Raw genomic sequence first — 25,931 nt, forward strand, 5'->3', positions numbered from 1 at the left:
TGCACCACCTCTTGGTAAGAGGTGTGGGAACGGGAGGAAATCCTCTTGGTAAGAGTATCTGTCTGTAGTACCAATGCAGCGTATCGTCCTGTTTATGGGCATGTTTTGCAAAACATGGGAATCTGAAAGGATATTTTTCCGTACTTTTTGCTATGTTTGAGTTAACAAGAAGAAAAAATAATCTGCAAAATATCTGAAAGTATGAAATAAAAAACTTAACTTTGCATCCGATTAAATATTTTATTCCACCTCTTACCAAGAGGTGGTGCAAGGATTTCCAACAACAGTTTTTCATTGGCTTTTGCCACCTGCTGGTCGTCTATGCCACGGATATAGATGAGCGTGGTGTGGGTATCACTGTGTCCCAAAGCCTGAGAAATGACAGGTAGGGACACGTTGTGGCGGTAGGCCATGCTTGCCCACGAGTGCCGGGGGACATAAGAGGACAGGTGAGTTTCGATGCCCGATTTCATGGCAAGCGTTTGCAGGGTGCGGTTATAGTTGTGCAATGCCGTGGAGTAGCGACGTGGGCGGAGGTGTTTGCCGCCGCCCCTATAAAGTATCGGGAAGAGATAGTCGGTATCCTCACAGGCATATCTGTCAAGAATGTTCTGCATGAATCCCTCAATCTTCACGCGTACCTGACGGCCTGTCTTACGACGGCAATAGGTTAGTACGCCATCCCTGACCTGTCTTTTTTGTAGCCGTGCCATGTCGGCGAAGGGCATGCCCATGGCGCAAAATGAGAAGAGGAACAGATCGCGGACAAGGGCCTGTGAGGAGTCGGCGGGAAGTTCGAGGGCCTGCAGCTTGCGGAGGTCGGGCGCGCCGATGCTCCGCTTCACGGTGCGGTCGTTGCCCGTGAAGGCGTTCCGGAACGGATTCTTGTCCTTTACCTGCCGTCGTGCCACCGCCTTGTTGTAGATGGCACGCAGCGAGCGCAGGTAGCACGACGAGGTGTTGGGGCATACACCGTTCTCGTGGAGCCACCGCTCATAACACGCTACAAGCCGGCAGTCGATGCCCGACAGCGGCATGTCTCTACCACCGCCAAAGCGAATGAACGACCGCACGGCAGTCTGGTAGTTTGCAACGGTGGAGGAACTCATGCCCCGTGAGGCAACGGGAAGGAAGGTGGAGAGGGAAGCCTGCTTTTTTGCAACCGCTCTGTTCTGTTCCCTCTTTGCAATAGCGTCCCGCCTTTTTTCTTTCTCCGAAAAGCGGGCTCGTTTCTTTTTCCTTGACTTTTTTCTTTCAGGAAGTCTGCCTATGGGCAAAATGAGCCTTCCTGCTTTCCCGATGAATGAAAACATCTTTCTGATTGTCATAACTTTTAATTGTGAAAGGGTTTATATCATCAAGATAATAAACTTCTCGTTTGTTTCCTTACCTTTGCAGGTAATTATTTTAAGAACAGCAACATGAGGACATACGATAAATCGCCCCTAACGTTCAAAGAACAGATAGAACTGCTCAGACATTAGAGAACCTGACAACTTTCCTTTTTGCTCTGTTGCTTTATAGATGTGTGTTGTTAAAAAAGTCCAAAGGCTAGAATGTATGTAGAAAAAAAATACTACCTTTGAATAATCATGACCTTATCGGTGTACCATACGTGTCATAAACGGCTGATAGAGAGGTTGTTATTGGTAGTCTTTTGGATTATCAATCTGTCTCTTTGCGTTGCGTGTACTCATTCAAATCATCAAATTGTGGATGAATTGAATGCTCGTTCGTATGCTTTCCATTACCGTGATTTGGATTCAACTTTAAAGTATGCCAACAAGGCTTATGCTTTGTCCCATGGTTATGCCGACGGGCGGGCGGAGGCACTGAATAACTTGGCTTTTGTCAGCATGGTCAAAATGGACTATAACCGTGCTGCCCAATATTTGTCAAAAGCTCAAGACGCTACCGATAATCAGGTAGAATTATTGGTGGCTGATGTCCAGTTTATGCGTTTATGCCAGCGACAATCCCGGAACAAAGATTTTTATAAATACCGTGAACGTGCTTCTCTTAGATTGAAGCGTATCAATGAAGAGGTCGGGACATTGAATGTTCGCCAGCAGATGCGTGTAGCTTATGCACAGAGCGAGTATGCTATTGTGGGGTCTACCTATTTCTATTATGTGGGCCTGTCGGCGCCTTCTCTCAAGGCAATGGCACGCATTGACCCTAACGGAATCGTATCTAAAGACACCGCCCAGCTACTATCTTATTATTATAATGTAGGTTCTGGTGGTATTATCACGCGTGGAACGGAAGAGGAAATCAGTCAGACGGAGTTCGATTATTTGGTGCGTTGCTATATCATGTCGCGCGAAAACGACTATCCTTATTGGGAAGCTAATTCTATGCAAGCTATCAGTGAGCATTTGAAATCACCTCAATCGGCTCAGCGACTGATTAAGAATAATCTCCCGGCAATTAAATATCTCAATGTAGATCAAATGCCCGACTCGCTTTTGGCAGGCAATTTGGCACAGCGTGCGTTAGCTTTGTTTAAGCAATATGGTGATGTTTATCAGATAGCAGGTGCTTATCGAACGTTGGCAGAGTGCTATTGGGGACAGAAAGATTATCGTTCTGCTATCATTTGTTTGAACGATGCGTTGAACTCAGATACCGTTATCAATCGTGCGCCCGATCTAGTTGCGTCTATTCGAGAGCAATTAAGTCTTGCCTTTTCGGCTATTGACGACAAGCCACAGAGTGATTATAATCGCAATATCTATTTGGATATACAAGAGATGACACGCCAAGACCGATTGCTAGAGGCACGTGCTGCACAGCTCGACCAGTCGTCGCAAGTATTGAATCTGATGATTGTTGCTGTGGTTGTGACGATAGTTTTGATTATCGCATTGCTTATCGTATTCAGTCGAATGCGTAAGCGCAAAGACCAAGAATTAGATACCGAGAATCTGTTTGAGCCATTGGAGCAGTGGAATAGGCAGTCTGAACAGCAGCTAGTAAGCCAACAGAATAAACTGGATGAGATAGAAGAGGAAATCCAGATGATGCACTTCCGCATATTGGATAATCGTAAGCGAAACTTAGAACAGCGTGCCAAGATAGCACTAGTCAATAGTATCACTCCATTGATAGACCGTATTTCCAATGAAGTTCAGCGACTTACAAATTCTCATGAAGATGAGGATATGCGTCAAAAACGCTTGATGTATATCTCGGAGTTGACGAGTCAAATTAATGCCTATAATGATAAATTGACTCAATGGATACAGTTGAAGCAGGGACAATTGAACCTTCACATTGAGAGTTTCAAACTACAAAATTTATTTGAATTACTCAAAAAAGGTGGAATGAGTTTTGCCATGAAAGGCATTACTTTACAGGTGGGAGACACGGATAGTGTTGTTAAGGCCGATAAAACATTGACCCTGTTTATGCTTAACACGTTGACAGACAATGCACGTAAATTCACTCCGAAAGGTGGAACGGTGTCTGTGTGCAGCCGTTCGGCCTCTGATTATGTTGAAATCTCCATATCTGATACCGGTGTAGGTATGGATGAAGAGCACATTGCTCACATTTTTGACCATAAACACTTACTTGATGAGAAAAAGATAGAGACATCAGAGAAATCTCATGGTTTCGGCTTGATGAATTGTAAGGGTATCATTGATAAGTATCGCAAGGTGAGTCAAATATTCAATGTGTGCTCTATCAGTGTGGCCAGTGAGGTAGGGAAGGGTAGTGTATTTTCTTTCCGACTGCCTAAAGGGATTAGTCGGATTCTTATATTTGCCATCTTATTGTTGGCACCAAAAGAGATGAATGCTGCGAATAAGGACTTATCTATAGCCTTACAGTATTCTGATTCAGTATACGATAGTAACGTTCGTGGGGATTATAGTCGTACGCTCGTTTATGCCCAAAAGTGTATTGACGCTTTAAATGCATTCTATCTGTCCAAGAAAATGGGTACACCTTATCAGATGAAATTGTATGATAATGGAGATATACCGGCCGAACAGATTTGGCTTGAAGATGGTTTGCGTACCAATTATGATGTGATATTAAGGGTAAGAAATGAGAGTGCAGTGGCAGCTTTGGCCTTACATCAGTGGAAATTGTACCATTATAATAACAAAGCTTATACTCAGTTGTTTAGGAAACGTTCGGCAGATAGAAGCTTGGGAAACTATGTGACGCTGATGCAACGGTCGGAAACCAATAAGAATGTTGCTATTGCTATTTTGATAATTCTGCTGTTAAGTATCTTACCGGCTTATTATTTCGTTTACTATAGGCATCGCCTTTATTATCGTTTCTGTGTAGAAAAGGTGCGCAAGATAAACGAAGTGTTGTTGTCGAGCATGACTCCTGAGGAGAAATTGACATTGATTCAAAGGATGTGGAAAGGACTGAATCATCCTTTACATCCCCGTTATGCAGGATTAAATGCGCTTGTAAGTCAGGTGCAATTGTCGCTAAGCCAAAGTATCCAGCACAATCAAGAGACAGAAAACAGATTGGAACTGGCCGAAGATGAGTTGAATAGGACTCGTTACGAAAGCGATCGGCTGTATGTAAGTAATAGTGTGCTAGATAATTGCTTGTCTACATTGAAGCACGAAACCATGTATTATCCGTCTAGAATCAAGCAATTGATAGACGATAAAGGAGACTTGCAGGTTATAAAAGAAGTCGTAGATTATTATAAAGAGCTGTACATGTTGCTGAGTATGCAGGCTATGCGACAGATTGATAGTAATGTTACGATAGACGATGACATTCTTAAATACTTGCTAGATAAGCTCCGTAAGTTGACCGGAACATCCAATTTGCAGTTGGAAAGTAGGGAGCGTGATGGCATTTATAGCATTGTAACAGTTGAAATTCCGCAGTTAGAATTGTCTGATAAAGAATGTTTGGAACTCTTTACGCCTTCTTCTGTAAATATAGAATATATGATTTGCAGGCAGATAGTGCGCGAGATTGGCGAGACGACAAATGCAAGAGCCAGTGGAATACAAGCACGGCATAGCGCTGTAACTGGTGGTATAGCCATTGATATTGTATTACCTAAACAGATAGCAGATAAATTAAAATAACCGAATATGAATAATTTCAAGATTGTAATAGTAGAAGATGTCCCTCTGGAACTGAAGGGAACGCTTGGTATTATCCGTAATGATATACCGGAAGCGGAAATACTTGGAACGGCCGAAAACGAACAGGCGTATTGGAAACTGATGAAACAAAACTTGCCGGATCTTGTCTTGTTAGACTTAGGATTGGGTGGATCGACGACCGTAGGTGTGGAAATATGCCGACAGACCAAGCAGTCTTATCCCCTAGTTAAGGTGCTTATATTCACAGGTGAAATATTGAATGAGAAGCTATGGGTGGATGTTTTGGATGCCGGATGTGAGGGTGTCATCTTGAAAAGCGGTGAGTTGCTCACGCGTGGGGATGTATCTAGCGTAATGGATGGGAAAAGATTGGTATTCAACCAGCCTATTCTAGAGAAGATAGTGGAGCGTTTCAAGCGTAGTGTGAACAATCAATTGATGCGTCAAGAGGCTTTGGTCAACTACGAGATTGATGAGTATGATGAGCGTTTTTTACGCCATTTGGCATTGGGATATACCAAGGAGCAAATTACAAACTTGCGTGGTATGCCGTTTGGAGTAAAGAGTTTGGAAAAGAGACAAAACGAGTTGGTGCAGAAAATGTTCCCCGATGGAAACGGAGGAATGGGAGTAAATGCCACAAGATTGGTGGTACGGGCTTTTGAATTAAGAATCCTTGATATAGATAATCTACGTCCTGATGAGGAATAGTTACCGAATATGGGGCTTTGTGACACTGGGTTTACTGTTGGCTCAGTTTGTTATTATATTACTGTCGTGGCTGGTTACTGCAGCCATGCCGGAAGAACCGTTGCGCTCTTTATTGAGTAGTGAGGGAGTGAGATGGTACTTCGGCCATATGATAGAGAATTTTTCATCTCCTTATCTTAGTTGGTTATTGTTGCTATGTGTGGCTCTTGGCGCTGTTAAAAGTAGTCGTATTTTCAGTATTAAGTTCCCTCTGACGTTTCGACAACGCCTTGCTTTGCAACTTGTAGGAGTGGAGTTATTAATCTTCCTTGCCATTATTGCATCTTTGACACTGCTACCTCATGCCATTCTGTTGAGTGTTACGGGGCATTTATATCCCAGCAGTTTTTCGCAAGGAATTATTCCTATTGGTGCATTTGCGCTAATAGCATTCTCTATTAGTTATGCTGTTGTCTGCGGAGAAGTGCAAAAGATAGAGGATGCTTTTAGTATGTTAACTGCCGGTATTATTACTGCTGCACCGCTATTTGTGGTTTATCTCTTAGCGGTGCAGCTGTATGCCTCTGCTGTTTTCATGTTGACTGTGAATTAAGCAAATTCTGCTAGTTCCAGCCAACGCATTTCCTTGGTATCTAATTCATCCTTGAGCAGAGGCAACTCTTTACTTTTTTCTGTAAGCTCTTCTACACTTAACGTGCCACTACACAAGGCTGTCTCAATGTCTTTTATCTTTGTTTCTAAGGCAGAAATGTCTGCTTCTAATTGCTCGTATTCTCTCTTTTCCTTGAAAGAAAGCTTTCGTTTGGTGACATTATGGTAGTCGTTTTTGGTAGTTGTGGTTGTCTGTGAAGTTGCCTTCTCTTCCTTTTGCGATTTAAGGGCGTTGTATTCTCTATATTGTGTATAGTTTCCGGGGAAGTCTTGTACCTCTCCATCGCCCTTGAATACCAAAAGATGGTCTACAACTTTATCCATAAAGTAACGGTCGTGACTCACTACAATGACACAACCGGGAAAGTCTTGCAAATAAGCTTCTAGTATTTGGAGTGTCTGGATATCTAAATCGTTAGTAGGTTCGTCTAATACTAGGAAGTTAGGATTCCTCATGAGTACGGCACATAGATAGAGTTTGCGACGCTCTCCACCGCTCAATTTGTATACGAAGTTATGTTGTTCTTCAGGCGAGAACATGAAGTGTTGCAGGAATTGGCTTGCTGTAAGATGCTTACCTCCACCAAGATCGATGTATTCGGCAATGTCTGTGATGACGTCAATAACCTTCTGTTGCTCGTCGAATTGCAGTCCCTCTTGTGAGAAATAGCCGAAACGCACGGTCTCGCCAATATCAAACTTACCGTTGTCGGGCTGTATTAAGCCCAGTAACATCTTGATAAAGGTGGATTTACCGGTTCCATTATTACCTACGATTCCCATCTTTTCGAATCGTGCAAAGTTGTAGTAAAAATCTTTGAGAATCACTTTCTCTGAGCTCCATGCTTTTGATACATATTGGCACTCAAAGATTTTAGATCCTATATATACATTTCTTGCTTTCAGTCGAACCTGTCTTTCTTCGATTCTTTGTTTGGCTTTGGCTTCCAATTCATAGAAAGCTTCTTCGCGATAACGTGCTTTGTGTCCACGTGCTTGTGGCATACGGCGCATCCATTCCAACTCCGTTTTATACAGATTGTTGGCTCTTGCTATCTCGGCTCGTGTGTTGTCTATGCGTTCTTGGCGTTTTTCCAGATAATAAGCATAGTTACCCCGATAAGTATAAGTCTGCTTGTTGTCGAGTTCTACGATGAGATTGCATACCCTGTCAAGGAAGAATCTGTCGTGTGTAACCATCAAAAGAGTCTTATTACCTCGCAACAAATAGCCTTCAAGCCATTCTATCATGTCAAGGTCGAGGTGGTTGGTAGGCTCGTCAAGAATCAAGAAATCCGGTTCGGTGGTAAGCACATTAGCCAATGCGACACGTTTTTGTTGGCCACCACTCAGCTCTCCCATCTTCTGATTCATGTCGCTGATTTTAAGCTGAGTGAGTATTTGTTTGGCCTTGAGCATCTTTTCTTCAGAGCCATGATGATTGAAACAAGCATCAAGGACTGTTTCTTCCGGGGCAAAGGCAGGGGATTGTTCTAAGTAGCCAATCTTCAAATCATTGCGATAAATGATTTCTCCTGAATCCTTACCCTCTTTTCCTGTGAGTACAGAGAGTAGGGTAGACTTGCCCGTTCCGTTCTGAGCAATCAAGCCTACTCGTTGCCCTTCGGCTACGGAAAAAGAGATTTTGTCGAATAAAACCAAAGCTCCAAAACTCTTTGTGAGGTTTTGGACATCAAGATAAGGGCGTTGTACTGGCATCAGAGAGTCTTATTGATTTCGTCAATACAGTTGAGAACTTCTTCTCGCCCTATCTTCTTTTCAGAGCTGGTAATATAATATGGTGGCAGCTCTTCCCATCTGTCTTCTAGTTGTTTCATCCAAGCTGCAGCATTCTGACGCGCTTTTACTGCCCCCAGCTTATCGGCCTTGGTAAATATAATGGTGAATGGTACATTGCTTTCGCCCAACCAATCGATGAATTCTCGGTCTATTTTCTGTTGCTCATGTCTTACATCGATGAGCACAAACACATTGATGAGTTGTTCCCTTTGTAGGATATAAGAACTTATCATTTGCTCCAATTTCTTCTGCATCACCTTTGAACGCTTTGCATAACCGTAGCCGGGAAGGTCTACAAGATACCACTCATTATTGATAATAAAGTGGTTGATGAGCAATGTTTTACCCGGAGTAGCTGATGTCTTTGCAAGATTTTTATGGTTGCAAAGCATATTGATGAGACTGGATTTACCAACATTGGATCTGCCAATGAATGCATATTCAGGCTTGGAATCCTTTGGACATTGGGTTACAGTCTGAGATGAAATGACAAATTCAGATTTTTTGATTTCCATATATTCGTGTTGTTATCTTCTGCAAAGTTACTACAAAAAAGTGAAATGCGGAAAGATATAGTGATAGAATTGAGTTACAAGGGTTTTGGTTGAAGTGGCGATAATCCGTGAAGCCATTACAATCCCTGCCGAAGCCAAATCCTGACGCCGCTACGTTACTTGTTCGTAACCATGCCCGAAAATGCGACAAACGGGTACGAATAGCGAAACAAGGCTCTAAGGAATAGTGAGTTATCCATAACTCATGCGAAAAATCAGGTTACGGAAAAAGATTGCGCCGTTCCTCCCCGTTTTGCGTACCAACACCGGACTCTTCACCAACTAATTTTGAAACCCAAAAATTAAGGACAATGAAGAGTACATTTTCAGTAATCTACTACCTCAAGCGTCAGGTAGTGAAAAAGGACGGGACAGTTCCCGTCATGGGACGCATCACGGTGGACGGCAGCCAGACACAGTTCAGCTGCAAACTGACTGTCGATCCGAAACTGTGGGACACCAAAGGTGGACGTGTCACGGGCAGAAGCACGGCGGCACTCGAAACGAACCGTATGCTTGACAAGATGCGGGTACGCATCAACAGGCATTATCAGGAAATCATGGAGCGTGACAACTTCGTCACGGCGGAGAAGGTGAAGAACGCCTTTCTCGGACTGGAACACCGCTACCACACGCTGATGCAGGTGTTCCGCCAGCACAACGAGGACTACGAGAAGCAGGTGGAGGCAGGCATGAAAGCCAAAGGCACGCTGCTGAAGTACCGCACCGTTTACAAGCACATGCAAGAGTTCCTCGACATCCGCTACCATGTGAAGGACATCGCCCTAAAAGAGCTTACCCCGGCTTTCATCTCCGACTTCGAGATGTTCCTGCGCACGGACAAGCACTGCTGCACCAATACCGTGTGGCTGTACGTCTGCCCGTTACGGACGATGGTATTCATCGCCATCAACAACGAGTGGCTGACGCGCGACCCGTTCCGCGAGTATGAAATCAAGAAGGAGGAAACAACACGCAGTTTCCTGACCAAAGATGAGATCCGCCTGCTGATGGAGGGGAAACTGAAAAACGCCAAACAGGAATTGTACCGCGACCTCTACCTGTTCTGCGCCTTCACGGGGCTGTCGTTCGCGGATATGCGCAACCTTACGGAAGAGAATATCCGCACCTACTTCGACGAACACGAGTGGATAAACATCAACCGCCAGAAAACGGGCGTGGTGTCCAACATCCGCCTGCTCGACATCGCCAACCGCATAATCGGCAAATACCGGGGACTGTGCGGGGACGGCAGGATATTTCCCGTTCCGCATTATAACACGTGCCTTGCCGGTATCCGTGCCGTCGCCAAGCGTTGCGGCATCACCAAGCATATCACGTGGCATCAGAGCCGCCACACGGCAGCCACGACGATATTCCTCTCCAACGGTGTTCCCATCGAAACGGTCAGCTCCATGCTCGGACACAAGAGCATAAAGACGACGCAGATTTACGCAAAGATAACCAAAGAGAAGCTCAATCAGGACATGGAGAACCTTGCCGCAAGATTGAACGGCGTCGAGGAATTTGCAGGTTGCACCATCTAAAAAGAAAAGCCATGAAACGTGACACAATCATCATCGAGGACAAGGCAGTCAGCGTAACCGGTAACGACGTGTGGATGACCGCCACCGAAATAGCCGGATTGTTCCATACGACCGTCCCGGCAGTGAACGCCGCCATCAGAGCCGTCCGCAAGTCGGACGTGCTGAACGACTACGAGGTGTGCCGCTACATGCAGCTTGAAAACGGGCTGCACGCGGACGTGTACGCCCTTGAAATCATCATCCCGGTCGCTTTCAGGGTGAATACCTACAACACCCACCTGTTCCGCACATGGCTGGTGGGAAAGGCACTCTCACAAGAGAAACGGCAGACATACGTGATGTTCATACAGAACGGAAAAGCCGGGTATTGCTGATTGCACATACCCCATAAGACAAGTAAACGGGTAGCACCACAAAAGGTGTCACCCGTTTACTTTTTCATGAAACCGCCTCACTCCAGCGGCTTGCGGTAGTTCGCTTCCAGTACCCCGCGCAGCCCCGTTTCCGGGTAAAGCACCTTCCCTCCCAAAAGTATGAAGGGCAACACGCGGTTGTTGCGGTATTCCTGCAAGGTGCGCCGGCTCACACGGAGCAGTTCCGACACCTCGCCGTCCGTCAGGTAACGTTCCCCGTCCAGCGGAGGACGGTAGCTTTCCAGAAATGCGGACAGCCATTTCGAGCCTTTGCGCATATCCTGCACCACAGAGGCTATCGGCTCGTCTTCCATCGTAAAAACATCGTTGTTCTCGTTCATCATAACTTCGGATTCAGTGGGTGAATAAATCAAATCATCTGCCGTGCGGATAGAGCGTGCCGACAAGCGGTATCAGCCGCTTCACCTCCTCTGGCTTGTAATAGAACCTGCGGTTTATCTGCGAGTAGCCGATAAGCCGCCTGTCACGCAGCGTCTGCAACGTGCGCGGGCTTATTCTCAACTGCCCGCAGACCTCCTCGCCCGTGAGCCATCTTTCCATGCGCCCCGTGTCGCTTTTGCGCCTCAGGGCGGCGACCTTCTCCGAGAGTGCGCCGAATGCCGCCACCATCATCTCGAAAGTCTTTTTCTCGATAGATACTATTTCCATATTCATGTCATTTAGAGTTTGCCGCAAAGGTAACGAAACGGCATACAAGACGTATCGTTTTCCGCTGAAAGGCTGCCTGTTGCGCCGTTTGACCGGGTTACGGAGCCATCTTCCGCAAAAATCTTACGTGAGTCACGTAGTGAGTTGTTAAAGCCCCTTTTGTTTATTGCCGAATTTTGTCGCAGAAACAAAAAGAAAGGACTGAACATGAAAGTGATAACAATGGAAAGTTCCGCCTACAAGGAGATGATGGCGCAGATTGCGAACATCGCAGGGTACATCCGCGAGGCAAGGGACGAGAAGAAACGGAAGCGGGAAACCGAAGACAAGCTGCTTGACACGGCACAGGCGGCGAAGATGCTCAACGTGAGCAAGCGCACCATGCAGCGTATGCGCACCGACCACCGTATCGAGTATGTGGTGGTACGCGGAAGCTGCCGCTACCGCCTTTCCGAGATACTGCGGCTATTGGAGGACAACACAGTAAGGAACGAGGAAGGGACAATAGACACCCTGTTCCACAACCACACGCTGCGCACGGGCGGCAAACCAAAAGGAAGGAGGACATAGGTCATGGAACTGCTCACACGAAACAACTTCGAGGGCTGGATGCAGAAGCTGATGGAACGGCTCGACCGTCAGGACGAACTGCTGCTGGCGATGAAGGCTGAGGGGAAACAGCCCACTATCACGGAAAGCATCCGCCTTTTCGACAATCAGGATTTGTGCATGTTGCTCCAGATAAGCAAACGCACCCTCCAACGCTACCGCAGCGTAGGCGCATTGCCCTACAAGACGCTGGGCAAGAAGACCTATTACAGCGAGGAGGACGTGCTGACATTCCTTTCCAACCATATCAAGGACTTCAAAAAGGAAGATATAGCCTTCTACAAGGCTCGTATCCATAATTTCTTTCATAAATAACCCATTAAAACATTTTTCAGATGGCAAAGAAAAAAGACGAAAAGGACGTGCTGGTAGTCCGTGACGAGAAGACAGGCGAGATCAGCGTGGTAGCCGGGCTGAACGCGGACGGCACACCCAAGCGCACCCCCGCAAAAGCGGAGAACGCGCAGAGTTTCCTGCAATTCGACCGACATGGCGACGTGCTGGACAACTTCTTCAAGAACTTCTTCCGGCAGTGCAAGGAACCCAGCCGCTTCGGTTTCTACCGCATTGCGGCAGACCAAGCTGAAAATCTCTTAGAGGTGATGAAGCAACTGCTGAAAGACCCCGAAGCGAACAAGGAGCTGCTCGCCCCTCACAAGGTGGACACCTCCGACTATGAGAAGAAGGTGCAGGAAGAGATGGCAGCACAACAGACAGAGAAACAAGAACCTCAAAAACAGGAGAACATGGAACAACGGAAAGAACAGCAACAGGACAAATCCGAACAGATGCAGGGCAAACGTGGCTACCAGCCCATCGACGAGAGTAAAATCAACTGGCAGGAGCTGGAGGACAGATGGGGCGTAAAGCGGGACAACCTTGAAAAGTCCGGCGACCTTACGAAGATGCTCAACTATGGCAAGTCCGACTTGGTAAAGGTCAAACCGACCTTCGGCGGCGAATCATTCGAGCTGGACGCCCGCCTCTCCTTCAAGAAGGACGGTGAGGGAAACATCAGCCTCGTGCCGCACTTCATCCGCAAGGAGCAGAAGCTGGATGAGTACAAGGAACACAAATTCTCCGACAATGACCGGAAGAACCTCCGCGAAACGGGCAATCTCGGTAGGGTCGTGGACATTGTGGACAGGGAAACGGGCGAGATCATCCCCTCCTACATCAGCATCGACCGCAAGACGAATGAAATCACGGACATTCCGGCAAGCAGGGTGCGCATCCCGGAGCGCATCGGCAAGACGGAAATCACCACGCAGGAGCGGGACATGCTCCGCGCCGGACTGCCCGTACGCGACAAGCTCATCGAGCGCAACGACGGCAGAAAGTTCGTCACCACCCTGCAAGTGAACGTGGAGCAGCGCGGCGTGGAGTTCGTGCCGGGAACCGGCAAGTCGCCCCGTACCGCACAGACACAGGAAACCAAAGGCGACACATCGAAAAGTCAGGCGCAGGGCGGGGAAAATGCCGCACAGACCAAGAAGGAGCAACGCCGCAACACGTGGACGAACGAGGACGGCAGCATCCGCCCCATCAGCAAATGGAGCGGCGTGAGCTTCACCGACCAGCAGAAAGCCGACTATGTGGCGGGTAAAGCCGTGAAGCTGGAGAACGTGACCGACAAGCAGGGCTTCCATGCCACGATGTATATCAAGTTCAACCCGGAGAAGGGACGCCCGTACCGCTACGACACGAACCCTGACAATGCACAGCAGGTTGCTCCGTCCAACGAGAGCCGCACGCAGGTGGCGGTGAACAACGATGGCAAGACCAACGAGGCTACAAAGAATCTGAGAGAGCCGTTGCAGAAAGGTCAGACCAACCCGAAGGACGCCCGCCAGCAACAGCAGCAGGAGAAGCCGCAGAAGAAAACGGGCAAGGGCATGAAAATGTAATCCCGTGTCCGCCACTGAATCCAAAATAAAATCCAAAGTATCAACAAAAAAGAAGAAGACATGAAGACAATCATTGCAGAAAAGCCCTCCGTGGCACGTGAAATCGCCCGCATCGTGGGCGCGACAAAGAGAGAGGAAGGATATTTCGAGGGAGGCGGTTATGCCGTGACATGGGCATTCGGACACCTCGTTCAGCTTGCCATGCCCGACGGCTACGGCGTGCGCGGATTTGTCCGTGACAACCTCCCGATTATTCCCGACACATTCACGCTCGTCCCCCGTCAGGTCAGGACGGAGAAAGGTTACAAGCCCGACAGCGGCGTGGTGTCGCAGATAAAAGTCATCAAAAGACTGTTCGACACAAGCGAACATATCATCGTGGCGACCGATGCCGGACGCGAGGGAGAGCTTATCTTCCGCTACCTCTACCACTATACGGGTTGCACCACTCCTTTCGTGCGCCTGTGGATCAGCTCTCTCACCGACAAAGCTATCCGCGAGGGACTGCGGAAACTCGAAGACGGCAGCAAATACGACAACCTCTACCTCGCCGCCAAAGCGCGGAGCGAATCCGACTGGCTCGTGGGCATCAACGGCACACAGGCGTTATCCATCGCCGCCGGACACGGCACGTATTCCGTGGGGCGGGTGCAGACACCAACGTTGGCTATGGTATGTGAACGCTACTGGGAGAACCGCCGCTTTACGTCCGAAGCATTCTGGCAGCTCCATATCGCAACGGACGGTTGCGACGGCGAAGTCGTGAAATTCTCATCCTCCGAGAAATGGAAAGAGAAAGAACCGGCGATGGAACTATATAATAAGGTAAAGGCGGCAGGTTGCGCCACTGTCACGAAAGCCGAGCGCAAGGAGAAGACGGAGGAAACTCCCTTGCTCTACGACCTGACCACGCTCCAGAAAGAAGCCAACGCCAAGCACGGCTTCACGGCGGAACAGACGCTTGAAATCGCGCAGAAACTCTACGAAAAGAAGTTGATAACCTATCCGAGAACGGGAAGCCGCTACATCCCCGAAGACGTGTTTGCCGAAATTCCCAAACTGCTCGCTTTCATCGGCACACAGCCCGAATGGAAAGACAAGGTGCGGGCAAAAGCCGCCCCGACACGCCGCAGCGTGGACGACGGCAAGGTGACAGACCACCATGCCCTGCTCGTCACGGGTGAGAAACCGCTCTTCCTCTCCAAAGAGGACAATACCATCTATCAGATGATTGCCGGGCGCATGGTCGAGGCATTCTCTGAGAAATGCGTCAAGGATGTGACCACTGTCACGGCGGAATGTGCCGGAGTGGAGTTTACCGTAAAAGGCAGCGTCGTGAAGCAAACCGGATGGCGTGCCGTCTATGGCGAGGAAAAAGAGGAAATTACCATCCCCGGCTGGCAGGAAGGCGACACGCTGACACCGAAAGGCTCGTCCATTACCGAAGGAAAGACCAAACCCAAGCCGCTGCATACCGAAGCCACCCTGCTCTCGGCAATGGAAACGGCGGGCAAGGAAATTGAGGACGACGCACTGCGGCAGGCGATGAAGGACTGTGGCATCGGTACTCCCGCCACACGCGCCTCCATCATCGAAACGCTTTTCAAGCGCGGTTACATGGAACGCTGCAAGAAGTCGCTTGTTCCCACCGAAAAAGGACTTGCCCTCAATTCCGTCGTCAAGACGATGCGCATCGCCGATGTTGCCATGACGGGCGAATGGGAAAAGGAGCTGGCGCGTATCGAGCGCGGGGAACTGTCCGACGACACCTTCCGCAAGGAGATAGAGGCGTACACACGTGAGATAACCTCCGAACTGATCTCGTGCGACAAGCTCTTCGGCAGCCGTGACTCCGGCTGCGCGTGTCCCAAGTGTGGCACGGGCAGGATGCGGTTCTACGGCAAGGTGGTACGCTGCGACAACACGGAGTGCGGACTGCCCGTGTTCCGGCTGAAAGCGGGACGCACCCTGTCCGACGATGAAATCAAAGACCTGCTCACCGAAGGGCATACCAAGCTGCTCAAAGGGTTCAAGAGCAAACAGGGCAAGAGTTTCGATGCTGTTGTCGCCTTTGACGGGGAATATAACACGACTTTTGTGTTCCCGGAGGCTAAAAAGGACAAGAAATTTTCAGGACGGAAGAAATAGTATTAACTTTGCCACTTGTTCAGAGTAATGAATTGTTCTTCGATACCGGATTACACTCATACTTTGGATTTAGTGGTGGCACTCGGAGGGATACCGAGTGCCTTTTTCTTCCTTTTTCCAACCGATTATCCCGTTAATTATCAATCCGCTAAATCCAAAGTAATGAACAACAAGAAGAAAAACGAGGGTCAGACCGACTTTTCCTATTACGGTCTGTACCTGCTGGACTATCTCCGCACGAACAAGTTTGAACAGGCTGACGACACCGCTTTCATACGGGAACGGGCCGACCGTGCCGCCGAAACGTATGAGAGGGCACGGCTTGAAGGCTATCCCGCCGATGGTGCGCAGGAACTGGCGATGGACACGCTGCTGCGCGGGCTGCATTATTCCCGTTACGCCATCCTCCGCGAAGTCGTGGAAAACGAGTTTGCCGATGAAGTGCCGGAAGAGAAGCGTGAAGCCTTTGTCCTGAAACTGCTGCCGCTTGTCGGCAACGTGTTCTCCGTCTATGACCTCTCGGATGACAATTTCGCCCTGTCTTCCGATTACGACCTGCTCTACACGGAGCTGACGGGAGCAACCGTCCTTTACTTAGACGAATATGGCGTTTAACCGCAAACAGAAACTGCGGGACAACATCGAGGCGATACGGACGGCATTCATCCTTGACAGGGAAAATAGGACAGCGACAACCGAAGAGCGTGCCATACTTCAAAGGTACTGCGGTTTCGGCGGTCTGAAATGTATCCTCAACCCTGCAAAGGAACTGACGGATGCCGTCCGGTGGGCGAAATCCGACCTCGAACTGTTCGCCCCGACGGTGGAGCTGCACAGGCTTATCCGTGAGAACAGCAAGGACGAAACAGAGTACAAGCGGTTTGTGGATTCGCTGAAAGCGTCCGTGCTGACCGCTTTCTACACCCCCAAAGAGATAACCGACACCATCGCGGACGTGCTGGCAGATTACAGCGTCCGCCCCGCCCGTATGCTCGAACCGTCGGCAGGTGTCGGCGTGTTCGTGGATTCCATGCTGCGGCACAGCCCCAATGCGGATGTGATGGCTTTCGAGAAGGATCTGCTCACGGGTACAATCTTGAGGCATCTCTATCCCGACCAGAAAATGCGCACCTGCGGTTTTGAGAAAATCGAAAGACCGTTCAACAATTATTTCGACTTGGCGGTGTCCAACATTCCGTTCGGTGACATTGCCGTGTTCGACGCGGAGTTTCAGCGGAGCGACTCTTTCGGCAGACGCTCCGCCCAGAAAACCATCCACAACTATTTCTTTCTCAAAGGACTGGATGCCGTGCGTGACGGCGGTATCGTGGCGTTCATCACCTCGCAAGGGGTATTGAATAGCACCAAGACCTCCGTGCGTAACGAGCTGTTCAGTCAGGCCAATCTGGTATCCGCGATACGCCTGCCCAACAACCTGTTCACGGACAACGCGGGCACGGAGGTGGGCAGTGACCTGATTGTCCTGCAAAAGAACCTCAGCAAGAAGGAAATGTCGCAGGACGAGCGGCTGATGACCGTGATACAGACGGACACGAAAACCGCCCTGACCGACAACGCCTATTTCATCCACCACCCGGAACGCATCGTGCATACGATGGCGAAACTTGACACAGACCCCTACGGGAAGCCCGCTATGGTTTATCTGCACGAGGGCAAGGCAGCAGGCATCGCCGGGGATTTGCGCCGTATGCTCGACGAGGATTTCCATTACAGGCTTGCCATGCGCTTGTATTCGGGTTCAATCCGGCAGGCAGGAACGGAAGAAAAAGTTGCCGTTCAAAATAAAGTAGAGCGTCCTGCCATAAAATTGGAAACAGTATCCTCGGCGCAGACGGTGGAAACTCCGACAGAAAAGCCGCAACCCGCAGATGAAAAGCCGGAGATAGAACCGCGCCCGCAATATTCCGCAGGCGTGCAGCTCACCCTGCTTGACCTCTGGGGGATGACGGAAGAGGTCAGCCAACCGAAAACCTCCAAAAAGAAAAAGACGGTGAAAAAGGCAGTTACGGCAAAGTCCACTCCGCCCAAACCGAAAGTCACGGTTACACCGACAGCTCCAACTGCAAAACCCGCAATGGAGAATAAGGAGGTGAAAGCGGAGAACACCGCCAAGCCTGCCGACCCGGACGACATCTATGCCACACTGGACTGGGATACCAATCCTCCCATCAACGGTTTCTATGAAATGATGATGGGTTTGACGCCGGAGCGTAGGAAAGAACTTCGGGAACTGGCAAGGCAGCATAACGAGAAACAAGTGGCGGAAAAGACGGAAGTGAAAGCCGTGCCGGAAACTTCCCGTGAGCAGCCACGACAGGAGGAAACACAGCCGGAGGCAGTCGCCGCACCTGCCGTTACAGATACCCCATCGGAAGCGGTGGGGACTTTCCTTTTCCCCGACATCGAAGCGGAAAAGCCGAAGGAGGAAGTCGTGGACCTTTCTCCGCGTGCCTACCACCGCACGCCGGAGATGCACCTGCGCGAAGGGTCGCTGGTGGCTGACCGGGGGCGTCATAACATCGGCTACCTGAAAGACATCACGCCATACGGGGCGACATTCCAGCCGCTCGACCTGAAAGGATACCAGAAGGAAAAGGCGTTGTTGTATGTGTCGCTGCGTGACGCCTACGAGCGTCTGTACCGTTATGAATCGCTCCGGCGCGAGGCAAATGTTCCGTGGCGAGAGCATCTGAATACCTGTTACGATGAGTTTGTCATGCGCTACGGCAACCTCAACGCCAAGCAGAACGTGAAGTTAGTGATGATGGATGCGGGCGGGCGCGACATCCTTTCGCTGGAACGGATGGAAAACGGAAAGTTCGTCAAGGCGGACATCTTCGAGCATCCTGTTTCCTTCGCGGTGGAGAGCCATGCCAACGTAGGCTCTCCCGAAGAAGCCCTGTCTGCGTCGCTCAACAAATATGGTACGGTCAATCTCGACTATATGCGGGAGATAACCGACAGCACGGCGGAGGATTTGCTCACTGCCCTGCAAGGGCGCATCTACTACAATCCGCTCGTGACCGGTTACGAAATCAAAGACCGTTTCATCGCCGGAAATGTCATAGAGAAAGCGGAACGCATAGAGGCATGGATGGGTGACAATCCCGAAAATGAGCGTATGCCGGAGGTGAAGCAGGCGTTGGAGGCTCTGAAAGATGCCGAGCCGCAGCGCATCGCCTTCGAGGATCTGGACTTCAATTTCGGGGAACGCTGGATTCCGACGGGTGTCTATGCCGCCTACATGAGCCGGCTGTTCGACACGGAGGTGAAAATCGCCTATTCCGCAAGCATGGACGAGTTTTCGGTGGTGTGCGGCTACCGCACCATGAAAATCACGGACGAGTTTCTGGTGAAGGGGTATTACCGGAACTATGACGGTATGCACCTCCTAAAACACGCCCTGCACAACACCTGCCCTGACATGATGAAGTCCATCGGCAAGGACGAGCATGGCAACGACATCAAGATGCGCGACAGCGAGGGAATACAACTCGCCAACGCCAAGATTGACGAGATACGAAACGGCTTCTCCGAATGGCTCGAAGAGCAGTCGCCGCAGTTCAAGGAGCGGCTTGTGACGATGTATAACCGCAAGTTCAACTGTTTCGTGCGCCCGCGCTACGACGGCTCCCATCAGACCTTTCCCGACCTCAACCTGAAAGGGCTGGCAAGCCGGGGTATCAAGAGCGTCTATCCCTCACAGATGGATTGCGTCTGGATGTTGAAACAGAACGGCGGCGGAATTTGCGACCACGAGGTGGGAACCGGTAAGACGCTGATAATGTGCATCGCCGCGCATGAGATGAAGCGTCTGAATTTGGCACACAAGCCGATGATTATCGGGCTGAAAGCCAACGTTGCGGAGATTGCAGCCACCTATCAGGCGGCATATCCCAACGCACGTATTCTGTACGCTTCGGAGAAGGACTTTTCGACCGCCAACCGTGTGCGCTTCTTCAATAATATAAAGAACAACGACTACGATTGCGTCATCATGTCGCACGACCAGTTCGGCAAGATACCGCAGTCGCCGGAATTGCAGCAGCGCATCCTGCAAGCAGAGCTTGACACGGTGGAGGAAAACCTCGAAGTGCTACGGCAGCAGGGAAAGAACGTGTCGCGGGCGATGCTGAAAGGATTGGAGAAGCGCAAGCACAACCTTGAAGCGAAGCTGGAGAAGGTGGAACACGCCATAAAGTCACGCACGGACGACGTGGTGGATTTCAAGCAGATGGGCATCGACCACATCTTCATAGATGAGAGCCACCAGTTCAAGAATCTGACTTTCAACACGCGCCACGACCGTGTGGCGGGATTGGGAAACAGCGAGGGAAGCCAGAAGGCACTTAACATGCTCTTTGCCATACGCACCATACAGGAGCGCACAGGAAAAGACTTGGGTGCGACCTTCCTCTCCGGCACGACTATCAGCAACTCACTGACTGAATTGTACCTGCTGTTCAAGTACCTGCGCCCGAAGGAGCTGGAACGGCAGGACATAAGGTGTTTCGACGCTTGGGCGGCGATATTTGCCAAGAAGACGACGGATTTTGAATTTAACGTGACGAACAATGTGGTCCAGAAGGAGCGTTTCCGCTACTTCATCAAAGTGCCGGAGCTTGCCGCCTTCTATAATGAAGTATGGGAGTAGAAAGCAGAAAATGGCATAAAACTCATATCTGACTGAAATACAGCGGATATTGCTTGTTTCTTCTTAGGGTTGCATCATAGGAAACAGGCAGAAAAGGGAGCGAAAAGGAGGGAGTTCAGTTACCAAATCGTTCGAAAAACGATGAAAGGAAAAGGACGGCTGAAAGTGGTAACTAAAACGGAGTTTTCTCTTTCATTATCAATGTTTTGCATCGTTCAAAGTTCCTCAAAGAAGTGTAATTTTGCAAGTAAAAAACAATGGAAAAAGAAAAATTCAAGCTGCTTTTCTACCTCAAGAGAGGTACGCAGGACAAAAACGGAAAAAGTCCCATCATGGGACGCATCAGCGCAGGACGCTCTATGGTACAGTTCAGTTGCAAATGCTCGTGTACTCCTCGTTTGTGGGACAGTCGCAAAAACCGACTGCTGGGCAAGAGTGCCGAAGCCGTATCGGTAAACAAGGAACTTGACCGCCTTCAGGTGAGCATACACAAGGTTTATGAGTCTCTTTCGGGTAAATCCGATGCTCCCATCACGGCAGAGCGAGTACGGGAGCTTGTATTCGGACTGAACAGTGAGTCACAAGGACTGCTGCATCATACAGACGAGTATATCGACCGCTTCCGTGAGCGTGTGGGCATAGACCGCAGCGAACGCAGACTAAAATGCCTGTTGCTCTTTCACAAGCATCTGGCAAACTTCGTCAGGTATCGCTACCGTGTGGAGGATATTCCCGTGCAGAAAGCCGACATCGCCTTTATCAAAGACTTGGAGGACTACTTCGCCAAAGAAAAGGGATTCAAGCTCAACACTTCGGCTGGCTATCTCTCCATGCTGGCTTCCTTGCTCAAAGACCTGCATAAACGGCACATCATTGACACCTATCCCTTCATCAACCATTCCATTCGTTGGGAAGTGGGTACTCCACGTTACATCACAAGGGAGGAGGTAGGTCTTATCGCAGCCTTGGGAGAAGATAAATTGCAAGGCTATGAAAAAGTGTCGAGGGATATGTTCCTTTTCTCCTGCCTGACGGGGCTTTCCTATACCGACGTGTATCACTTGACGGAGCAGCACGTCTTTCACGAAGCGGGAATGACTTGGATACGCAAGCCGAGAATAAAGACGGGCAACGTGTGCCACATCCCCCTACTTCCCGAAGCCACTGCCATTATCGAGCGTTATCGGGGCATTCACACGAGGGCTTTCCGACACGAACCGCCCAAGGGGTATCTGCTGCCCATACCCGGATGCGACACGGTAAACATACACCTCAAAAAGATAGCACGGCTTTGCGGTATTCAGAAAACGCTGACCTATCACATGGCACGGCATACCTTCGCATCTCAGATGACACTGTCGGAGGGCGTGTCCATTGAGAGCGTTTCCAAAATGCTCGGACACAGTCAAATCAAAACCACGCAAGTGTATGCGGAGACATCTCCCGAGCGTGTCTTTCTGGACATAGAGAAAATACTTCCACAACTCGCACATTATCAACTGACCAACTAAAACCGCAGAACAATGAAAAGTACATTTGCCATACTATTCTACATAGATAGAAGCAAGACCAATGAAGACGGACTATGCGTAATCCGTTGCCGTATCACCTGTAATGGAACGTCCTCATCGTTTTCCACGCAGTTGCAAACTTCCCCCGACGAGTGGCTTGCCCGAAAAGGGTGCATCAAGGCGACAACAGGTAATTCAAGCGGCATCAATCTGCAACTGAACTCAATAGAAGAGTGCTTGCATTCACTCTATGAACGTACATTAAGGGAAGAAAACTATATCACGGCGGAATACCTCAAGGAGCGTTATATGCAGCAAAGTCGCCCCATGCCAACACTTACGGAGCTATATCAATCCGTTTGTGAATACAAGGAGGAATTGCAGGGCAGAACCTTAAGCAAGGCAACCGTCAGGGCTTTTAAGGACAGCTACAAGAGTTTTGTTCATTTCCTGCAAGTAAGGGGCAGGGCAGACTGTATGCCCACAGAGGTGGACAAGACTTTGCTTGAGGACTATCGCCTTTATATGCTTCGGGACTTGGGAAACAAGGAAAGCTGTGTCGGCAACCGCCTACGCCACTTGCATCAGGTCATTCGCAAGGCATTGCAGGAGCGATACGTTCGTGAAGACCCTTTTGAACTCATAGACATAGAAACGCCTACCTACGAGCGCAATGCACTTACGGCGGACGACCTGCAAAAACTCTTGGCTTACCGTCCGCACCGCTCGACAGACAACCATTGCAGACTTATTTTCCTCTTGGGATGTTTTACGGGGCTGGCATTTTCCGATTTGAAGAAACTCAGAATGGATGATGTCTATAAGCTCGGTGATGGACGCAGATATATCTCCCTCTGCCGAACAAAGACACAGAACAGAAGTATTGTCCCGTTGCTGCCCGTTGCCGAGAAAATACTCGCCATTGTGAGCCACGGACGAAGGGAGGGGCTTTTCTTTCGAGAGTTTCCCAGCAACAGTAATTTCAATAGAACTATTCAGGAGATTTGTATTAAGGCGGGACTGTCACCGCATACCCAAGCGACCTCGCACACCGCACGGCATACCTTTGCCACGACCATCTGTCTGGAGAACGGACTTCCGATAGAGACGGTGAGCAAGATGCTGGGGCATCGCTTTATCTCCACGACCGAGATTTATGCACGGGTGACCAAGAGCAAGATTGCCAAGGAAATGCAACCCCTGATGGGTAGTGAGCATACAAGGGTACTGCGTAAAGCCTTACGGCTGTGTCCGTCAAGAACACCGAAAAAGTCAAGTCCCATAATTGGGATGTAACAGCCGTAATGAATGATTCAAAAAAAAGAAGTCCAACTTTTTAACAAGAAAAACAATGAAACAGAAGAACAAACAGGAACTTTCCTACTTTCGATTGAAGTTAAGAAGTTACATAAGTGAGCATCACCCCGAAAAGTTGCAAGATACGGAGTTTATCACTGCACGGGCAGATATGGCTCTCACAGTTTACTGCGATGCTGTAGCACAAGGCTTTACACACATTGAAGCGGAGAGCATGGCAAGCGAGGCATTGTATCAAGGCTTGCACTTTTCCAAGTACGATACGCTTATATCCGTGTTGGAAAACGAGTTTGAAAGGGAACTTCCTGCACCGCTCCCAGAGAAACTCATACCTATACTGTTGTCGAACAAGGCTGTTCAAGCCACATTCGACAAGTTCGGTTTGACGGACACATTGGCTTCTGACGAGCAATACGGCCGTCTTTACACCGAACTGACAGGCACGATAGTGCTGCTCATCGAGAGCAACAATCTGCCAACGGTCAGACTGACGGAGGAAGCAATCCTGAAGGCGTTGTAGGCAAAGGCGGCGCACGCAAAGTTCCTGATGCCGTTTCTTATCGTGCAAAGGTACAACGGCAGCCTGTCTGCCCTGACAAGGTCGAGTCCTGCGGATGGAGAGAAGAATCTCCACCGCAGGATTTCTCTGTTTCAAGGTGGTATTGCCATTTTCTATATCCATGCGGTCGTATTCATCTCTCCCAACCTTGCAGGGCTGGGCTGCCGTAGAGAGTATAGGCACGACAAGAATACGGCATACTCAGGCTCTTTGGACGCAAGGCGTAACAACTAACAACAGATAGGACTGACGATAATACGGACAATCTATTGTTTGTACAATTTGTTGTCATGACTATCTGTTGTCAAAACTATATATCGTCAAAATAATCTATCGATAAAACTATCTATCGACACTTCGACATCTCGATTTGTCGAACTATCGAATTATCGATAAAACAACAAGATAATAAAAGGAACGAGCCGGCACCTCATCTCATTACCGCAATAACACAGACGGATTTCCTTTGTTTTTCTATTGCTTTCTCTCTATTTCCCTGCTTATCCTCATTTCTTGCAGTGGTGCTTCCGAGGGGTTACTTTTGCACCCGAGAAGTACGGCAATGGACTGCATAACAGTTTGTTTGCTGAGTAACAATAAAGTAATCAAAACAAAATTAAGGCAATGAAACTCATTATCATCGACCGCAAAGCGTGGGAGCGACATCGCTCCGAATTTGCAGACTTTATCCATCGTGTGGAAAAACTCATCGGTAATCCTCCCAAGACCGAGCAATGGCTCGACAACGAAGCCGTGTGCAAGCGTTTAGGCATCAGCAAGCGTACCCTACAATCATACCGAGATACGGGCAAAATCCCTTTCTCCATGATTGGACATAAGTGTTATTACAAACAGACCGACATCTGTGAAATGCTGAATGCAGTCAAGGATTGAAATCAAAGAATGAATGAATTATGGCAGAGAATGAAATCATTACGCGGGAAGACCCTCAGATGCAGTTGTTTTCACAACTGATGGAAGGCACTTTGAAGAAGTTGGAGCGGTATTGCTCTACCGCCCGTCCGATGCTGAATGGTGAGGTTTACCTTTCGGGTGAGGAGGTTTGCAGCCAATTACGGCTCAGCACACGCACGCTCCAAGAGTACAGAAACTCAGGAACGCTTCCTTTCTACAAAATCGGAGGGAAGATACTCTACAAGCAGAGCGACATACAAGCCATGCTTGAAAAACACTATAACCCGATACCCAAGAAATTATGGCAAGAATAGATGAAAAAAGGAAACAACGCTTGGAACAAGCCATTAGAGATATGGGAAATTATGGCGTTAAGCTCCGCAAGCCCGAAGAGTTACCCGATTTTGACCAGCCCTTCGATTATGAAGAGGAAAAGAGAAGGTTTGAGCCTGTTGATAAAGTTGAGGAACAAAATGACAAGGAGAGTAACAAGGATTTTTCTCAACCGTCCTATCAAGAAACAGCGTTGTCGCCAACAGAAAGGGCTACTTCTACCGAAGAATTTCATCAAAGAATGGGAAAAACAAAGGACAGAAAGCAATTATCCGAGTTTCAGGGGAAATATCTCCAGCCCTTTCGCAACAGCCACCGCAAAGCCGTGTATGTATCAGAGGAAACCCAACGAAAGTTAGACTTCGTGGTGCGGAGAATCGGTGAGCATGGAGCGAGCGTTTCGGGATATGTCGAACAGGTACTGCGGGAACACCTCGACCAATACAAGGAAGATGTGGAAAGATGGAGGAAACTCTGAATTACTGCATTCCTCGAATGCAAGCCTACGCC

Annotated in this window: 22 protein-coding genes and 1 pseudogene; 18 read left to right on the forward strand and 5 right to left on the reverse strand. The window is 49.0% G+C overall.

Annotated elements, in window-relative coordinates; translation table 11 throughout:
- Positions 1-215: 215 nt before the first annotated feature.
- On the reverse strand, positions 216-1,328 hold the full coding sequence (locus HMPREF3034_RS11225; protein WP_082721777.1) for a tyrosine-type recombinase/integrase: 1,113 nt from the start codon (positions 1,326-1,328) through the stop codon (positions 216-218).
- A gap of 264 nt (positions 1,329-1,592) precedes the next feature.
- On the opposite strand from HMPREF3034_RS11225, the gene HMPREF3034_RS11235 reads away from it, so the two are divergent.
- The 3 genes from HMPREF3034_RS11235 to HMPREF3034_RS11245 are packed head-to-tail and all read left to right on the forward strand — an operon-like array spanning position 1,593 to position 6,405.
- The gene (locus HMPREF3034_RS11235; RefSeq protein WP_052052764.1) at positions 1,593-5,081 is read left to right on the forward strand and encodes an ATP-binding protein; all 3,489 of its coding nucleotides are present in this window, start codon (positions 1,593-1,595) and stop codon (positions 5,079-5,081) included.
- Positions 5,082-5,087: 6 nt separating this feature from the next.
- The gene (locus HMPREF3034_RS11240) at positions 5,088-5,813 is read left to right on the forward strand and encodes a DUF5932 domain-containing protein (RefSeq protein ID WP_036896481.1); all 726 of its coding nucleotides are present in this window, start codon (positions 5,088-5,090) and stop codon (positions 5,811-5,813) included.
- Positions 5,803-6,405, forward strand: coding sequence for an AbgT family transporter (locus HMPREF3034_RS11245; protein WP_036896478.1), 603 nt, complete (start codon positions 5,803-5,805; stop codon positions 6,403-6,405). Before HMPREF3034_RS11240 ends, HMPREF3034_RS11245 begins: the two co-directional genes overlap by 11 nt.
- Here the strand turns inward: HMPREF3034_RS11245 and abc-f are convergent.
- Both abc-f and yihA read right to left on the reverse strand, forming a co-directional pair.
- Positions 6,402-8,183, reverse strand: a complete 1,782-nt coding sequence (abc-f, locus tag HMPREF3034_RS11250; protein ID WP_036896476.1) for a ribosomal protection-like ABC-F family protein — start codon at positions 8,181-8,183, stop codon at positions 6,402-6,404. The genes HMPREF3034_RS11245 and abc-f overlap by 4 nt on opposite strands.
- Positions 8,183-8,779: a ribosome biogenesis GTP-binding protein YihA/YsxC gene (gene yihA / locus HMPREF3034_RS11255; RefSeq protein WP_036896474.1), complete on the reverse strand. Its 597-nt coding sequence runs from the start codon at positions 8,777-8,779 to the stop codon at positions 8,183-8,185. Before yihA ends, abc-f begins: the two co-directional genes overlap by 1 nt.
- Before the next feature lie 350 nt (positions 8,780-9,129).
- Here yihA and HMPREF3034_RS11260 point away from each other — a divergent pair, with 350 nt between their 5' ends.
- Both HMPREF3034_RS11260 and HMPREF3034_RS11265 read left to right on the forward strand, forming a co-directional pair.
- Positions 9,130-10,365, forward strand: coding sequence for a site-specific integrase (locus tag HMPREF3034_RS11260; RefSeq protein WP_004291422.1), 1,236 nt, complete (start codon positions 9,130-9,132; stop codon positions 10,363-10,365).
- A gap of 11 nt (positions 10,366-10,376) precedes the next feature.
- Positions 10,377-10,739 carry a hypothetical protein gene (locus HMPREF3034_RS11265; protein WP_004291423.1) on the forward strand — a complete coding sequence of 121 codons (363 nt, stop codon included), beginning with the start codon at positions 10,377-10,379 and terminating at the stop codon, positions 10,737-10,739.
- Between the two features lie 77 nt (positions 10,740-10,816).
- On the opposite strand, the gene HMPREF3034_RS11270 is transcribed toward HMPREF3034_RS11265, so the two are convergent.
- Both HMPREF3034_RS11270 and HMPREF3034_RS11275 read right to left on the reverse strand, forming a co-directional pair.
- Positions 10,817-11,122: a helix-turn-helix domain-containing protein gene (locus HMPREF3034_RS11270; RefSeq protein ID WP_004291424.1), complete on the reverse strand. Its 306-nt coding sequence runs from the start codon at positions 11,120-11,122 to the stop codon at positions 10,817-10,819.
- 31 nt (positions 11,123-11,153) lie between these two features.
- Positions 11,154-11,453, reverse strand: coding sequence for a helix-turn-helix domain-containing protein (locus HMPREF3034_RS11275; protein ID WP_004291426.1), 300 nt, complete (start codon positions 11,451-11,453; stop codon positions 11,154-11,156).
- Positions 11,454-11,654: 201 nt separating this feature from the next.
- Here HMPREF3034_RS11275 and HMPREF3034_RS11280 point away from each other — a divergent pair, with 201 nt between their 5' ends.
- From HMPREF3034_RS11280 to HMPREF3034_RS11335, 13 genes and pseudogenes are all read left to right on the forward strand, one after another.
- Positions 11,655-12,017: a helix-turn-helix domain-containing protein gene (locus HMPREF3034_RS11280; protein ID WP_004304264.1), complete on the forward strand. Its 363-nt coding sequence runs from the start codon at positions 11,655-11,657 to the stop codon at positions 12,015-12,017.
- Positions 12,018-12,020: 3 nt separating this feature from the next.
- Positions 12,021-12,371 (forward strand): helix-turn-helix domain-containing protein, encoded by a 351-nt coding sequence (locus HMPREF3034_RS11285; protein WP_004291454.1) that lies wholly within the window; start codon positions 12,021-12,023, stop codon positions 12,369-12,371.
- Positions 12,372-12,391: 20 nt separating this feature from the next.
- Positions 12,392-13,963 (forward strand): DUF3945 domain-containing protein, encoded by a 1,572-nt coding sequence (locus tag HMPREF3034_RS11290; RefSeq protein WP_004291455.1) that lies wholly within the window; start codon positions 12,392-12,394, stop codon positions 13,961-13,963.
- 60 nt (positions 13,964-14,023) lie between these two features.
- Positions 14,024-16,111, forward strand: coding sequence for a type IA DNA topoisomerase (gene topB, locus HMPREF3034_RS11295; RefSeq protein WP_004291456.1), 2,088 nt, complete (start codon positions 14,024-14,026; stop codon positions 16,109-16,111).
- A 162-nt stretch (positions 16,112-16,273) separates the two neighbouring features.
- Positions 16,274-16,726 carry a DUF1896 domain-containing protein gene (locus HMPREF3034_RS11300; RefSeq protein WP_004304266.1) on the forward strand — a complete coding sequence of 151 codons (453 nt, stop codon included), beginning with the start codon at positions 16,274-16,276 and terminating at the stop codon, positions 16,724-16,726.
- Positions 16,716-20,777 (forward strand): annotated as a pseudogene (locus HMPREF3034_RS11305) (N-6 DNA methylase); the annotation flags it as partial. The gene HMPREF3034_RS11300 and the pseudogene HMPREF3034_RS11305, both read left to right, overlap by 11 nt.
- Before the next feature lie 266 nt (positions 20,778-21,043).
- On the forward strand, positions 21,044-22,297 hold the full coding sequence (locus HMPREF3034_RS11310) for a site-specific integrase (RefSeq protein ID WP_004359018.1): 1,254 nt from the start codon (positions 21,044-21,046) through the stop codon (positions 22,295-22,297).
- Between the two features lie 12 nt (positions 22,298-22,309).
- Positions 22,310-23,593 carry a site-specific integrase gene (locus HMPREF3034_RS11315; protein ID WP_009292478.1) on the forward strand — a complete coding sequence of 428 codons (1,284 nt, stop codon included), beginning with the start codon at positions 22,310-22,312 and terminating at the stop codon, positions 23,591-23,593.
- 55 nt (positions 23,594-23,648) lie between these two features.
- Positions 23,649-24,134, forward strand: coding sequence for a DUF1896 domain-containing protein (locus HMPREF3034_RS11320; protein ID WP_062435649.1), 486 nt, complete (start codon positions 23,649-23,651; stop codon positions 24,132-24,134).
- Positions 24,135-24,161: 27 nt separating this feature from the next.
- The gene (locus tag HMPREF3034_RS12725) at positions 24,162-24,407 is read left to right on the forward strand and encodes a hypothetical protein (protein ID WP_118264313.1); all 246 of its coding nucleotides are present in this window, start codon (positions 24,162-24,164) and stop codon (positions 24,405-24,407) included.
- A gap of 390 nt (positions 24,408-24,797) precedes the next feature.
- The gene (locus tag HMPREF3034_RS11325) at positions 24,798-25,067 is read left to right on the forward strand and encodes a helix-turn-helix domain-containing protein (RefSeq protein ID WP_004359021.1); all 270 of its coding nucleotides are present in this window, start codon (positions 24,798-24,800) and stop codon (positions 25,065-25,067) included.
- Positions 25,068-25,087: 20 nt separating this feature from the next.
- Positions 25,088-25,402, forward strand: a complete 315-nt coding sequence (locus tag HMPREF3034_RS11330; RefSeq protein ID WP_004359023.1) for a helix-turn-helix domain-containing protein — start codon at positions 25,088-25,090, stop codon at positions 25,400-25,402.
- Positions 25,390-25,899, forward strand: a complete 510-nt coding sequence (locus tag HMPREF3034_RS11335; RefSeq protein ID WP_004359024.1) for a DUF3408 domain-containing protein — start codon at positions 25,390-25,392, stop codon at positions 25,897-25,899. Before HMPREF3034_RS11330 ends, HMPREF3034_RS11335 begins: the two co-directional genes overlap by 13 nt.
- Positions 25,900-25,931: the final 32 nt, after the last annotated feature.

The organism is Prevotella sp. DNF00663 (genome assembly GCF_001553265.1).
Taxonomy (GTDB): domain Bacteria; phylum Bacteroidota; class Bacteroidia; order Bacteroidales; family Bacteroidaceae; genus Prevotella.

Coding starts and splice junctions, on each gene's coding strand:
- HMPREF3034_RS11330 (WP_004359023.1), top strand. CDS start 25,088: ATGGCAGAGAATGAAATCATTACGCGGGAAGACCCTCAGATGCAGTTG.
- HMPREF3034_RS11225 (WP_082721777.1), bottom strand. CDS start 1,328: ATGACAATCAGAAAGATGTTTTCATTCATCGGGAAAGCAGGAAGGCTC.
- HMPREF3034_RS11275 (WP_004291426.1), bottom strand. CDS start 11,453: ATGAATATGGAAATAGTATCTATCGAGAAAAAGACTTTCGAGATGATG.
- HMPREF3034_RS11245 (WP_036896478.1), top strand. CDS start 5,803: ATGAGGAATAGTTACCGAATATGGGGCTTTGTGACACTGGGTTTACTG.
- HMPREF3034_RS11285 (WP_004291454.1), top strand. CDS start 12,021: ATGGAACTGCTCACACGAAACAACTTCGAGGGCTGGATGCAGAAGCTG.
- HMPREF3034_RS11260 (WP_004291422.1), top strand. CDS start 9,130: ATGAAGAGTACATTTTCAGTAATCTACTACCTCAAGCGTCAGGTAGTG.
- HMPREF3034_RS11300 (WP_004304266.1), top strand. CDS start 16,274: ATGAACAACAAGAAGAAAAACGAGGGTCAGACCGACTTTTCCTATTAC.
- HMPREF3034_RS11270 (WP_004291424.1), bottom strand. CDS start 11,122: ATGATGAACGAGAACAACGATGTTTTTACGATGGAAGACGAGCCGATA.
- HMPREF3034_RS11290 (WP_004291455.1), top strand. CDS start 12,392: ATGGCAAAGAAAAAAGACGAAAAGGACGTGCTGGTAGTCCGTGACGAG.
- HMPREF3034_RS11320 (WP_062435649.1), top strand. CDS start 23,649: ATGAAACAGAAGAACAAACAGGAACTTTCCTACTTTCGATTGAAGTTA.
- HMPREF3034_RS11335 (WP_004359024.1), top strand. CDS start 25,390: ATGGCAAGAATAGATGAAAAAAGGAAACAACGCTTGGAACAAGCCATT.
- topB (WP_004291456.1), top strand. CDS start 14,024: ATGAAGACAATCATTGCAGAAAAGCCCTCCGTGGCACGTGAAATCGCC.
- yihA (WP_036896474.1), bottom strand. CDS start 8,779: ATGGAAATCAAAAAATCTGAATTTGTCATTTCATCTCAGACTGTAACC.
- HMPREF3034_RS11310 (WP_004359018.1), top strand. CDS start 21,044: ATGGAAAAAGAAAAATTCAAGCTGCTTTTCTACCTCAAGAGAGGTACG.
- HMPREF3034_RS11240 (WP_036896481.1), top strand. CDS start 5,088: ATGAATAATTTCAAGATTGTAATAGTAGAAGATGTCCCTCTGGAACTG.
- HMPREF3034_RS11280 (WP_004304264.1), top strand. CDS start 11,655: ATGAAAGTGATAACAATGGAAAGTTCCGCCTACAAGGAGATGATGGCG.
- HMPREF3034_RS11265 (WP_004291423.1), top strand. CDS start 10,377: ATGAAACGTGACACAATCATCATCGAGGACAAGGCAGTCAGCGTAACC.
- HMPREF3034_RS12725 (WP_118264313.1), top strand. CDS start 24,162: ATGCCGTTTCTTATCGTGCAAAGGTACAACGGCAGCCTGTCTGCCCTG.
- HMPREF3034_RS11235 (WP_052052764.1), top strand. CDS start 1,593: ATGACCTTATCGGTGTACCATACGTGTCATAAACGGCTGATAGAGAGG.
- HMPREF3034_RS11315 (WP_009292478.1), top strand. CDS start 22,310: ATGAAAAGTACATTTGCCATACTATTCTACATAGATAGAAGCAAGACC.
- HMPREF3034_RS11325 (WP_004359021.1), top strand. CDS start 24,798: ATGAAACTCATTATCATCGACCGCAAAGCGTGGGAGCGACATCGCTCC.
- abc-f (WP_036896476.1), bottom strand. CDS start 8,183: ATGCCAGTACAACGCCCTTATCTTGATGTCCAAAACCTCACAAAGAGT.